General features: G+C 54.5%; 8 protein-coding genes. 5 read left to right on the plus strand and 3 right to left on the minus strand.

The window, feature by feature from the left end; translation table 11 throughout:
- Together uvrC and uvrB are read right to left on the minus strand one after the other, a co-directional pair.
- On the minus strand, positions 1 to 1,767 hold a 1,767-nt coding region (uvrC, locus tag PLD04_10580), incomplete at its 3' end, for an excinuclease ABC subunit UvrC (GenBank protein HXK68780.1).
- Entirely contained in the window at positions 1,764 to 3,752 is a 1,989-nt protein-coding gene (gene uvrB / locus PLD04_10585) for an excinuclease ABC subunit UvrB (GenBank protein ID HXK68781.1), read from the minus strand. The genes uvrB and uvrC, both read right to left, overlap by 4 nt.
- Positions 3,753 to 3,928: 176 nt before the next feature.
- Between uvrB and PLD04_10590 the strand changes: the two genes are divergently transcribed.
- From PLD04_10590 to corA, 3 genes are all read left to right on the plus strand, one after another.
- Positions 3,929 to 7,489 (plus strand): proprotein convertase P-domain-containing protein, encoded by a 3,561-nt coding sequence (locus tag PLD04_10590; protein HXK68782.1) that lies wholly within the window; start codon positions 3,929 to 3,931, stop codon positions 7,487 to 7,489.
- A gap of 146 nt (positions 7,490 to 7,635) precedes the next feature.
- Complete coding sequence (locus PLD04_10595; GenBank protein ID HXK68783.1) at positions 7,636 to 8,526, plus strand: GGDEF domain-containing protein; 891 nt, start codon at positions 7,636 to 7,638, stop codon at positions 8,524 to 8,526.
- Positions 8,510 to 9,577, plus strand: coding sequence for a magnesium/cobalt transporter CorA (gene corA, locus PLD04_10600; GenBank protein HXK68784.1), 1,068 nt, complete (start codon positions 8,510 to 8,512; stop codon positions 9,575 to 9,577). Before PLD04_10595 ends, corA begins: the two co-directional genes overlap by 17 nt.
- A gap of 8 nt (positions 9,578 to 9,585) precedes the next feature.
- Here corA and PLD04_10605 read toward each other — a convergent pair whose 3' ends face one another.
- Entirely contained in the window at positions 9,586 to 10,629 is a 1,044-nt protein-coding gene (locus PLD04_10605) for a mechanosensitive ion channel family protein (GenBank protein ID HXK68785.1), read from the minus strand.
- Between the two features lie 104 nt (positions 10,630 to 10,733).
- On the opposite strand from PLD04_10605, the gene megL reads away from it, so the two are divergent.
- Positions 10,734 to 11,927, plus strand: a complete 1,194-nt coding sequence (gene megL / locus PLD04_10610; GenBank protein HXK68786.1) for a methionine gamma-lyase — start codon at positions 10,734 to 10,736, stop codon at positions 11,925 to 11,927.
- Positions 11,928 to 11,965: 38 nt separating this feature from the next.
- Entirely contained in the window at positions 11,966 to 13,000 is a 1,035-nt protein-coding gene (locus PLD04_10615; GenBank protein HXK68787.1) for an AIR synthase family protein, read from the plus strand.
- Positions 13,001 to 13,012 lie beyond the last annotated feature (12 nt).

Genomic DNA, 13,012 nt, shown 5'->3' on the forward strand with positions numbered 1-13,012 from the left:
ATGCAGGGCTTCGTAGAGGGCCAGGCCGCGGGCGGGGCCCAGGAGGGCCTGGAGAGTCTCCACTGGAGCTTCCTTGACCTTTTTCACCGACCCGAGTTCTTTCACGAGACGCTTTGCTGTCTTTTCCCCAATTCCAGGAATCTCGGTCAGGGGGCTAGCGAGGGTGCGTTTCTTTCTCTTCTTTTTATGCCGGGTGATCGCAAAACGATGGACCTCGTCACGAATCCGCTGAAGAAGCTGAAGAGCAGGATCGGACCTGGAGAGTGTCAGCGAGGGTTTCAATCCGGGAAAGACAATCTCTTCTTCACGCTTGGCGAGTCCGACCAGGGGGATGGACAGGTTCAGGGAACGCAGAGCATCGGAAGCGGCACGGACCTGGGTCGGCCCTCCGTCAATAAGAATCAGATCGGGTAAAGACCCGCCCTCATCCGCAACCCGACGGTATCTTCTGGAAACCATCTCCCCCATTCCCGCCACATCGTCTTCCGGGTGAGAGCTTTCCAGGCGGAACGTGCGGTAGTTCTTCTTTACGAACTGTCCCCGGTCGAAGCAGATCATCGCACCATAACGATCACGGCCCCTGTAGTGGGAAATATCGAAGGCTTCGATTATCCGAAGGGCAGGACGCTTTAATAGGGTTTCCAACTCCTCGAGACCGGGAACGGGGGTCACGAATCCCTTAAACCGTCTCTGAAAAGCCAGCCTGGCATTCTCCTTCGCCATGGCCATTCGTTCCTTCCAGATGCCGGGGGGACGGGAAAGGACCCGCACTTTCGCGCGACGGACCAGGGACAGGTTGATTTCAAGGTCCCGGGAAGAAACCGGGGCCGAATCGAGAATCACACGGGATGCAACCCTCGGGTTGTAAACATAGAAACGGGGAACAACCTCGTCGTAGAAGTCCTCCCGCCAGGGTATGCCTTCCCAGAAGTATTCCCGCTTATCCACCAGGAGCCCTTTTCGAAAGACAAGCACCACCAGGGCCACGTTTGCACGATCCCGGTGGTGGGCTATGACGTCTACGTTTTCATCAGAGGCATCGGCAACTCTGCGTCTTTCCCCCATTCGCGTGATTACTTCAAAGAGATCCCGATACGCCGCGGCTTCCTCGAATTGTTGTTTCCGGGCCAAGCGTTCGATCTTCAAACGGATCTCCTTCCGCAGTTCTTTATCCCTTCCTGAGAGGAAGAGTACGGCTTCCCGCACCCGTTCTGCATAGAGAGTGGGGTGAGTCAAACCCGGAACACAGGGCCCGAGACAGGAACCCATATGGTAGTAGAGACAGGGCCGATCCAGGGGGCGATCCAGATCGAGATCGCAGGTTCGGATCTGAAAGTGTCTCGCAACGAACTTGACCAGGGAGCGGGCCGTCGCCGCCGAGGCAAAGGGACCGTAATAGGCGTCCTTAAGGTGGCCGATTCTCCGGGTAAACCGGATCCGGGGAAAGGGTTCTGATGTGGTCAGAACGATGTACGGGTAGGTCTTATCGTCCTTCAGCAGGATATTGTAGGGCGGCTGGAGACGTTTAATCAGTATATTTTCCAGAAAGAGCGCGGACCGTTCATCCTGGGTCACGATGTAATCGATCCGGTCCGACTGCCTGAGGAACGTCCGATGCCTTTCATCCCCGGGAGCCTGAAGGTGGTCAAGGACCCTCCGTTTCAGATTGACAGCCTTTCCGACATAAAGCGCCCTCTCCCCCTCCTTGAAAAGATAGACGCCGGGAGACTCCGGAACGGAAGCGAGCTCCTCTTTCCGAATGGTCACGAAAACACCTGCATGGCCTTCAGTTCCCTCAAACGGTCCCGAAGTTCTGCAGCCTTCTCAAACTCCCAGCGGGCGGCAGCTTCCTTCATCTCCTTTTCCAGCCTCTTGATCGCCTTGAGGAGCGATTCTCCGTCCTGGTATTCCCTGACCTCTCCGGTGGAGGGGGTATCGAAGTAATCCAGGTTGCTCATTCGAACCAGTTCCGAATTCACGTCCTTGATGATCGAAGCCGGCTCAATGTTGTGTTCCCGGTTATAGGCTTCCTGAATGGTCCGCCTGCGTTCGGTCTCCTCCATTGCCCTGCGCATGGAACGTGTGATCGTGTCAGCGTAGAGAATTACCTTTCCGCCCAGGTTCCTGGCCGCTCGACCCGCAATCTGAATCAGGGACGTCTCGCTCCGGAGAAATCCTTCCCGGTCCGCGTCTAAAATGGCTACCGTCGAAACTTCCGGCAGGTCCAGTCCCTCCCGGAGAAGGTTGATGCCGATCAGAATGTCAAACTCTCCCCGCCGAAAATCGGACAGGATGGCGATTCGTTCAAGGGTATCGATGTCGGAATGGAGATAACGGCATTTCAGTCCCATTTCCCGGTAGTGTTCGGTCAGGTCTTCCGCCATTCGCTTGGTCAGGGTCGTTACCATGATCCGTTCATTTCTGCCCACGCACTCCAGGATCACGTCATAGAGATCGTCCACCTGCCCCTTTGTCGGGCGGACCTCCATGATTGGATCGAGGAGACCCGTAGGACGGATGACCTGCTCAACAACCTGACCGCCAGCTCTTTCAAGCTCGTAAGGACCCGGTGTGGCAGACACATATATCGTATCTCCTACCCTTTTTATAAACTCTTCGAAGGTCAGCGGGCGGTTATCCAGGGCCGAGGGGAGGCGGAATCCGAAATCGACAAGGGTCTGCTTTCTGGATCGATCTCCGTTATACATGCCCCGGACCTGAGGGATGGTCTGGTGGGACTCGTCCACGACAAGGAGAAAATCGCTCGGAAGGTAGTCCAGGAGCGTCGGCGGAGGTTCACCGGGATTGCGACCGGTAAGATGGCGGGAGTAGTTTTCAATACCCGGGCAATGTCCCACCTGGGTCAGCATGTCGAGATCGTATCGAGTCCTCTCCTCGAGCCTCTGTTTTTCAACCAGTTTGTCCTGTGCCTCGAGATCCTTGAGCCGAATGGCCAGCTCGTCCCGAATCGACTTCACGGCTTTGTGAATCTGATCCTGGGGCGTGACATAGTGTGTCTTCGGAAAGATGGAGACCTTCTTTTCCCGCTGGATTGCAGTTCCACGCACTGGATCAATGCGTTGTATCGCTTCAATCGTGTCCCCGAAAAATTCGACCCGCAGAGCAGTCTCCTCGTAGGCAGGAAAGATCTCGAGCGTGTCTCCGCGAAGGCGAAAGGCTCCCCGGTAGAGGTCATAGGGTGTCCGCTCGTACTGCATGGAAACCAGGGAGGCCAGAACTTCCCCGAGAGGCTGCTCCCTGCCCTCTTCGAAGAAATAGAGCATACTGTAATAGACTTCCGGAGCCCCGATGCCGTAGATGCACGAAACAGAGGCAACGATAAGGACATCTCGCCTCTCAAAGAGGGATTGGGTGGCTTTCAGGCGGAGTCTGTCGATTTCATCGTTGATGGAGGCATCCTTCTCAATATAGGTGTCACTCTGGGGTACATAGGCCTCAGGCTGGTAGTAGTCGTAGTAGGAGACGAAATACTCCACGGCATTGTCGGGAAAGAAGGTCTTGAATTCCTGGTAGAGCTGGGCCGCCAGGGTCTTATTGTGGGAGAGCACCAGGGTCGGGCGATTGATCGCCTCAATGACCCTCGCCACGGTAAAGGTTTTTCCAGAACCGGTAACACCCAGGAGTACCTGTTCCCGCTGACCGGCGGATAGACCTCTGACCAGGGACTCAATGGCCCGGACCTGATCTCCCTGGGGCTGGAAGGGAGAGACGAGGCGAAATTGATCGGACATATCCCCTATTGTACCAATGAGAATCTGTTTTCATTCCCGATCCTGTATTCCGGTGCGGAAACAGCCGTGAGTGTCATCCACCTTTTTCCGGTCAGGTGAAGACTGGTTGGTTCAATGGAAAGATCATTGTACAATGGTCGGATTGTGCACGGAGTACATTCGATGGAGGAATTGGAATGAGATCTTGTCGCCTCTTCTGGATTTACCTTATTCTTGTTGTCGGCATGCCGATCATCTGCACGGCATCATCTGCGCCCCTCGTCATCGGGGAACATATTCGGGATACCATCCTTGAAACACCTCACCCCTATCCTGGATCGGAAAGCGGAAAGACCGTACCGGTCTGGGAAGACACCTATACCCATCCGGGGGCTGCGTACCTGGTGTTCGAATTCAGGACCTTTGATCTGGCTCCGGGGGATTACCTTGAAATATCCGATGGTAACGGTAAGATCTTCCAGATCCTCGAAGGAAAAGGCTTTCTTGATCAGGGAGGTGATTTCATCTCCAAGATGGTTCAGGGCAAACAGGCTGTTCTGACGCTCTATTCGAGCAACAAGGAACAAGAACATTATGGCTACAGGGTGGAACGGATCACGCGGGGATATAACGACCAGGAGCTTGACCGCATGTACGGCATGCAAAGCATTTGCGGAATCGATGACAAGAAGGATGCCATCTGCTATGAATCATCGGAACCGGATGTGTATGAAAAGGCCCGGGCAGTGGCGCGGATCGTCATGGATGGCAGTTCCCTGTGCACGGCATGGCTCGTTTCCTGTGAAGACCATATCATCACAAACAACCACTGCACGTGGGATGACTCCGATTTTGACACCCAGGGCGAGCTCAATCGTATGGAATTTCAATTCATGTACCAGGATCCCACCTGCGGCGGGTCGGGAGCGACGTGGGAATATTCCTTTATGGGCGGGACCTGGCTCGAAAATAACCATAATCTGGACTACACATTGATCCAGGCACCCGTCTCTGAAGATCCGGCCGCCACCTATGGCTGGCTCCATATCGACTATCGCCTGGCAGATATCGGAGAGCTGATGTACATCGTCGGCCATCCCAGCGGACGGCCGAAGGAAATCAGCCTCGAATCCACGGCTTCCCAGGATGATCCGGACGATCGTTGCCATGTAACCTCGCAGACGGAGCCCGTATGCGTAGGCGGGAGCGTTCCTGAAATTGGGTACTATTGTGATACAGAGGGTGGAAATTCCGGGTCGCCCGTTCTCTCCTATGGGAGCAACAAGATCATAGCCCTGCACCACTGTGGGACCTGCGCCAACCGTGGTGTGCGGATTCAGAATATCTGGGATACGAATCAGGCCGGTTCCCACCCTCTCCCCTCCTGTTCCATTAATGATGAAATTGGGAAAGTCGAATTGGATGCCGAATCGTATACCTGTAACGATACCATTGGGATCTCTGTCTATGACGGTTCCCTTGTGGGGGCGGGCACTCAGAATGTCACGATCTGGTCGGACACGGAATCGACGCCTGAAACCGTTTCCCTGATGGAAACCCCCGCCGACTCCGGCAATTTCTCGGGAACGATCCCCTCAGTTTCCCTCGTCCCGGTCAACGGGAATGGCGAACTATCTGTTTCGGATGGCGATACCGTTACCGTACAATACATTGACGCCAGTGATGGTCAGGGTGGCACCAATATCCCACGAGTTGACACGGCCGCCATCGATTGCCTGTCACCCATAATTTCCAACGTCCACTCCGACAATGTGACGGGAAACAGTGCCGACATCCTCTGGGACACGAATGAAAATGCCGATTCCGTCGTCCATTACGGTCTGACGCCTCCAACCTGGGCCACGGAAACCGATGCCGATTTTGTAACATCTCACACCCTTTTCCTGACCGGTCTTACGGAATGCTCTACATACTATTACCGGGTGGAATCCAGTGATTCAGCAGGAAACACGGCCTATGACGATAATGGAGGCAGCTACTTTACCTTCCAAACGGGCAAGAATGTCAATCCCACCATCCCTTCTACCGACGTGCCCAAGGCGATCAGCGACAATGTGACGGTGACTTCCAGGATCGACGTACCGGACACGAAGGAAATCCTTGATATCAATGTTTTGATCAATATCACCCACACCTACGACGGAGACCTGGATATTTTCCTCATTGCACCGGACAGTACGCGAGTCGAGCTTTCGACCGACAATGGGGTTGGTGGAGATAATTACATCGATACGATCTTCGACCAGGAAGCGGCGAATAGTATCACGACGGGTGCGGCACCCTTCACGGGCTCCTTCCGACCGGAGGGCGACCTGTCAAGGCTGTACACCATGATGGCGAACGGAACGTGGACGCTGGAAGTATCCGACGATGGAACCGGGGACTCCGGCACCCTTACGGGTTGGAGCCTGATCTTCACCTTCCCTGGATCGGCATGCGGACCCCATGCGGCGTACAGCACGCACGCTCTGGTGACGGACAGCTGTACAGGAACGGGTGGCTCGGTCGATGGGATCTGGGATGCTGGAGAACAGGTACAATTCAGCCTGACGGTGGAAAACAATGGCACCGTGGATCTGACGAACGTAACCGCCACGGTCACCTCGAACACGACGGGCATGACGATGATAGATGGGTCTGCATCGTTTGGAGCCATCGCCCGGGGTGCAACGGGACTCTCCCAGGGAGACCATGTGACGGTCCAGCTGCCGTCAGGAGCCCCCTGTGCGGACGTAGTGGACTTTTCCATCGAGATCACGTCGGATCTTGGGACTACGTGGACGGACACGTTCAGCCAGACGATCGGCGAGATTCTTTTCGGAGGTGGATCTCTCCTGAATGAAGACTTCGAGGGAAGCTGGGGCCCTGCAGGGGACAATCCTCCGGCGGGATGGACGATCGAAGATCACGGAAGTATTCCGGGGACGTGGAATAACAATGACTGGTACAACTACGCCAAGGGCGGGAGCTACGGTGCCGTGGTCCGGGTCTACTATTCTCCAGTAGAGGATCAGGACGAATGGCTCATTTCACCTGCCTTCGACATTCCCGCAGCGGCCACAAGCGTGGATCTCGAGTACGACCATTATTTCTATGTTTTCTCGGCTCCTGGAGAAGATGGGTACGTGGACTTCATTTCGGACCAGACGACCACCTGGACTGAGCTGGCCCACTATTCCGCCACAACGGGAACCTCGTCTGTTTATGCCCACGCATTAATCGACCTCATGGATTACGCGGGAGAGACAAACTGCCAGGTCCGGTTCCGTTACGTATCCAACAACGGCTGGTACTGGGAAGTGGATAACGTGGCGGTCAACTATACGGCTCCCGAAGGATGCAACATGAACGCATGCACGCCGGGGTCCACGGGACCGACGCCAATTCCGGACGGAAGCGGCGGGTCGACGGCTGTGATGGTATCCAAGACCGACCCCACGGGTTCGCAGCTGACGGTTTCCTGGGATGACATGTGCTCTCCGGCAGAGGCGGACCTGGTCATGGGACCGCTAAGTTCGATTGCTTCGTACACGGTTTCGGGATGGCAGTGTACGCTGGATAACCCCCATACCTGGGAAATTGGATCCACAACGAATGTGTGGTTCGTACTTGTGGGAACTGACGGTGCGGGAACGGAGAGTACGTGGGGAACAGCCACAGGCGGCCCCCGCAACGGCACAACCATATCAGGCGTCTGCAGTAACAGCGCCAGGGAGAATTCAGGGACCTGCCCATAAAATGTAACCGGATCCGGGTAGAATCGAAAGACTGGACAGACTTGATATCGGATTTCCGTACCTGAAGAATTCCGGGTGTATAATTATAGGGTGATTTTTCACCGAAACAGACAACCGGTTCTGCATTCAGAATCGAGAAGCGCTTCATGAATCTACTCCGCAACGACCTCCTGGATCGGGCGATTTCCCCTGTCGCTACGGGACTGCTATCACTACTACTCATCGGGATCATCGGTATCGTGGATTACGTCACCGGAGCCGAGCTCAGCTTTTCCATCTTTTACCTCATCCCCATCATGGTCGCTACCTGGTTCGGGGGCGCTTACGCCGGAATGATCATCGGCATTATCGGGTCGATTGTCTGGGGAACGGCCGACGTGGCATCGGGACATCAGTACAGCAACCCTCTTTTTGTATACTGGAACGCCGCAATCCGTCTTGGTTTCTTTCTTCTTATCGCCTTTCTGCTGGACAAGGTTCACAACCTTCTTATATCGGAGCGGGACCTCTCCCGCCAGGATCCCCTGACCGGCCTCTCCAACAGCAGGGAATTTTTTGAGATCGGTGAACGCGAACGTCAGCGATCGATGCGTAACTCATCCCCGATAAGCCTCATCTACCTCGACTGCGACCGGTTCAAGGAGGTGAATGATACCCGGGGGCACAGCGAGGGAGACCGCCTTCTGTACCTGCTGGCAGGAACGTTAAGTCTCTCCATTCGTGCGACGGACATTCTGGCCCGCATGGGGGGAGATGAATTCGTTATTTTACTGCCGGATTCCCGGGCCGAGATCGCGTCGGAAGTTGTGCAGAGAATCCGGGATAACGTGCGTGAGACCATGACCCGTCATGGCTGGGCCGTTACCCTGAGCATGGGGGTGGCGACGTTCCCATACCCCTGCTGTGCCCTGGATGAAATGCTGAATATGACCGATGCACTGCTCTACCGCTCGAAGCAGGAAGGCAGAGATCGTGCAACCTATGCTACGTTTGAGAAAGAAGATGGAAAGGAGTCCGATCGTGGGCAGACTGGCTAATGGACGCCGTACCCAGAAGATAGGGCTCGCCCCGGGTTCCCTGATCTTTCTGGGAGATCAGAAAAGTGATTCTGTAACGATTTCCGTTTTTGATTATTCTGCAGAAAAAATCAGTGAATATACTCCGACCGCAGTTCCCGATCTTAAAAGCCTTGTGGAACCGGGGACCACTTCCTGGATGAATGTGACCGGACTGCACGATGTGGAAACGATCCGAAACATCGGAGAGATCTTTCACCTCCATCCCCTGACCCAGGAAGATATTCTGAATACCGGCCAGAGGCCCAAGGTCGAAATCTTCGATAATTACATTTTTGTCGTTCTGCGCATGATCTCTTTCGATCCAGGGCGAAATGAGCTTGTATCCGAACAGGTCAGCATTATCCTGGGAAAGACCTTTGTGCTCACCTTCCAGGAACGTGATGGAGATGTTTTTAACTTCGTTCGATCCAGGATCCGGGCCGGGAAAACCCGGATTCGTTCCCTGGGGAATGATTATCTGGCATACGCCCTCATGGACGCCGTCGTCGACCATTATTTCGTCGTCCTGGAGCAGATCGGGGAAGTCATCGAGTCTCTGGAAGAGGACCTGATAGCCACGGTTACCGAAACGACTCTGCAGTCAATTCACCGTCTGAAGCGGGAAGCCATTCTCCTCCGCCGGTCAATCTGGCCCCTTCGGGAAGCAATTGGCCTTCTCGAACGGGAAGAGACGAATCTGATTTCCCTGGAGACCCATCTCTACCTGCGTGATCTCTACGATCACACGATCCAGGTCATGGAAACGGTGGAAACCTATCGAGACATCATCGCAGGCATGCTGGATCTTTATCTCTCCGGAATGAGCAACCGGATGAATGAGGTCATGAAGGTTCTGACGATCTTCGCCACGATCTTCATTCCTCTCACCTTTGTAGCAGGCGTTTACGGGATGAACTTCAAATTCATGCCGGAGCTGGAATGGGTACACGGCTATGCCGCAGTGTGGTGTGTCATGATCATGATCGCGGGCGGACTGATCTTCTACTTCAAACGTAAACGCTGGTTTTAAGGAAAACCTTATTCCGCGGAATCCTCTTTCTCCTGCTTGAGATAAACCGTGCGAATCGGAAAAGGAATGTTGATGTTTTCCTTTTCGTAACGGCGATGGAGACGCTTGATGAATTCATGACGGAGAATATACTGTGACTGAACGTCCTTTGTTCTGAGAATGACGTTGAAGAGAATGGCAGAATCTCCAAAGGAACTGTAGCGGACCCGTGGCTCAAAATCCGGAACCCCCCCTTCCACGGTTTGAAGAACATCCCGGGCCACATCCAGGGTAATCTCCTCCACTCTCGAAAGATCCGATGCGTAGCTTACTCCGACTCCCACGGGAACGGAAAAATCGTTTTCCGGAAGCTGAAAATTGGTGACGATCGCGGAGGCCATCGTGGAATTGGGGATAATAACGATATTATTCTGAATCGTTTGAATCGTCGTATTTCTCCATCCCACATCCATGATGAAACCCTCCTCGCCGGACCCGATTCGGATGAAGTCCCCGGGTTTGACCTGTCTCGTGGCCAGGATATGGAGACCGGCAAAGAGGTTGGCAAGGGTGTCCTGAAGCGCCAGGGCTACGGCCAGACCTCCCACACCCAGGGTGGTGAGGATGGGAGTAATGGAGATCCCCAGAAACTGCAGAATGATCAGGACTCCCATCGTACCGATCACAAGGTTGATGACGACCCGGATGAGAGTCGTCGAAGCAGGCATGTAACGGTCCAGATACTCGGTCATCATCGAACTGGCGATTCTCATCGCAACGATAATGGCGGAAACAAGGATAAGAACGGTCAGGACATCAGAGAGAAAGACACTGGTATGAAGAGGAAGCTGAAGACTCTTGAGGCCGACATGGGCACCCAGCAGTGTGGACCAGAGAAAAATCATCCATCGGAGAGATGCGACCAGGATGTCGTCGAGCCTGCTTTCCGACCTTCGAGCCAGGCGCTTCAAACGCGCCAGGACTACCTTCTCGGCGATAAAGCCCACGGCAGCGCCTCCCAGAACCCAGAAGGTCGGTTCCAGATATTTCAATGTAAAAAATGCATTCACCATGCCGTCAACCTATCACGCATTGCAAGGGCTTGCAAGCAGAACGAGAAGGGGTGCTATAATCGAAAGATTACAATAACGATAATCAGGAATACAGGGGGGAAACCATGTCACATTGTCTGAAAAACTGCCGTCTTCATACCAAAATCATTCACTGCGGGAGCCATCCGGATCCCCACACGGGATCGCTGAGTGTTCCTATTTACCAGACATCCACCTTTGTCTTTGAGAGTGCAGAGCAGGGCGGGCGTCGATTTGCGGGCGAAGAAGAGGGTTACATTTACACCCGCATGGGTAATCCCAATCACGTCGTGATCGAAGAGAAGCTGGCCATCATGGAGGGCGGGGAAGCTTCGGTCTGCTTTTCATCCGGCATGGGAGCCATTTCCGCCACCCTGCTGACGATGCTGAAGCAGGGAGACCATATTGTTGCTTCGAGAACCCTGTACGGCTGCACCTTTTCTCTCATGAGCCACGGCCTTCCCCGCTTCGGTATCAACACCACTTTTGTGAACGCCTCCAAACCCGAAGAAGTCAGAAAAGCCATTCGTCCGGAGACAAAGATCTTCTTTTTTGAATCACCAGCGAACCCGACTCTGGATGTTTATGACATCAAATCCCTTTCCGATCTGGCTCACGAATACGACCTGCAGGTCGTCTTCGACAATACCTTCTGCACGCCGTACCTCCAGCAGCCTCTGAAACTGGGAGCTGACGTCGTGGTTCATTCCGCAACAAAATACCTGAACGGCCATGGGGACGTGATTGCAGGGTTCGCTGTAGGAAGTAAAGAGCTCATGGCACGGGTCCGGGGCGAAGGCCTGAAGGACTACACGGGCGCGGTTCTCGGTCCTTTTGAATCGTACCTGATCATGCGGGGAATGAAGACCCTCCCCATCCGGATGGACCGTCACTGCGCCAACGCTCAGGTAATCGCCGAATATCTCCAGAGACATCCGAAAGTGGAGCGCATCGCATTCCCCGGCCTCCCCACCGACCCCGGGTACGATATTGCAAAGAAGCAGATGCTCAAACCCGGAGCCCTCATCACCTTTGATGTTAAGGGGGGATTTGAGGCAGCAAAACGGGTAATCAACAACGTCGAAATTTGCGCACTTGCCGTAAGCCTGGGAGATATTGAATCCCTGATTCAGCACCCGGCCTCCATGACTCACTCGGCGTATAACAAGGAGGAGCTGGCCGAAGCGGGGATTCGCGAGGGAATGGTTAGACTTTCTGTCGGACTGGAGGATCCGGAAGATATCTGCGCGGACCTTGACAAGGCCTTTTCGAAGATTTAACCTGACAAACTGAACCTGAAAATTCAAAGGAGCAAGCAATGGAGAATCTTCCCCCTCTGGGCAAGATACCGCCCGAGTTCTTTCATCGTGTCATCTATCCCCGCCTGGGTGCGAGGGATGCTGCCGTCCTGGTTAAACCCCAGCATGGCGTCGATTTCGGAGTCATCGATCTTGGCGAACAGGTCATGGTCCTCTCCACCGATCCCTTCTACATCGCGAAGGAGCTGGGGATTGAACGGGCCGCATGGTTTGCCGTCCATATTATTGCAAGCGATGTCGCCGTAAGCGGTATCCGCCCCCGTTTTCTCTCTGTCGATTTAAACCTTCCCCCGGAAATGACCGAACCCGAATTGGTTGCCATGTGGGAGACAGTTCACAGCGAATGCGAAAAGCTGGGAATCGCCGTCGTCACGGGTCACACCGCCCGGTATGCGGGCTGTAATTACCCCATGGTGGGAGGCGCCACGATCATCGGAGTCGATCGGAAGGAAAAACTGATCATTCCAATGCCGAAGGTCGGCGACGCGGTCATTGTCTCCAAGGGACCCGCGGTAGAAACGACCGGTCTCATGGCCGCCTACTTTCCAAAATACATTGAAGAAGCTCACGGAAAAGATATCCTTGAGCAGGCGCAAAAGGTCTATTACCAGATGAGTACCGTTCAGGACGCCCTGGTTGCAGCCGAGGCGGGCGGGGTAACCGCCATGCACGATGCAACGGAGTGCGGAGTATTCGGCGGACTCGTCGAAATGGCGGAGCGTGGACAGGTTGGGATGAAAATTGACCTGGACGCCATGATCCTGCAGGACGTGATCGCGAAGACCTGCGATGTCTTTTCGATCGATCCCTATATTGCCATCAGCGAAGGCACGCTTCTGGCCACAGCAAAGATGAATCAGGCCGATGGCGTGGTGAAAGCCCTGCAGGCGGAGGGCATCCCCGCCAGTATCGCGGGAGAGGTTGTACCTCAATCAGAGGGTATGACCTACCGAAAGGGAGGAGAAACGTTCCCCCTGGTCCACCCGAAGATCGACCCGTTCTGGGGAACCTTCGAGGAGTACCTTTCGAAGTAATAGTAAGGTCGG

It is taken from the genome of Thermoanaerobaculia bacterium (genome assembly GCA_035593605.1).
Classification (GTDB): Bacteria; Acidobacteriota; Thermoanaerobaculia; order UBA2201; family DAOSWS01; genus DAOSWS01.

Excerpts from the sequence above, each read along its gene's own strand:
- uvrB (HXK68781.1), bottom strand. The coding sequence starts at position 3,752 with ATGTCCGATCAATTTCGCCTCGTCTCTCCCTTCCAGCCCCAGGGAGAT.
- PLD04_10590 (HXK68782.1), top strand. The coding sequence starts at position 3,929 with ATGAGATCTTGTCGCCTCTTCTGGATTTACCTTATTCTTGTTGTCGGC.
- PLD04_10595 (HXK68783.1), top strand. The coding sequence starts at position 7,636 with ATGAATCTACTCCGCAACGACCTCCTGGATCGGGCGATTTCCCCTGTC.
- PLD04_10605 (HXK68785.1), bottom strand. The coding sequence starts at position 10,629 with ATGGTGAATGCATTTTTTACATTGAAATATCTGGAACCGACCTTCTGG.
- megL (HXK68786.1), top strand. The coding sequence starts at position 10,734 with ATGTCACATTGTCTGAAAAACTGCCGTCTTCATACCAAAATCATTCAC.
- PLD04_10615 (HXK68787.1), top strand. The coding sequence starts at position 11,966 with ATGGAGAATCTTCCCCCTCTGGGCAAGATACCGCCCGAGTTCTTTCAT.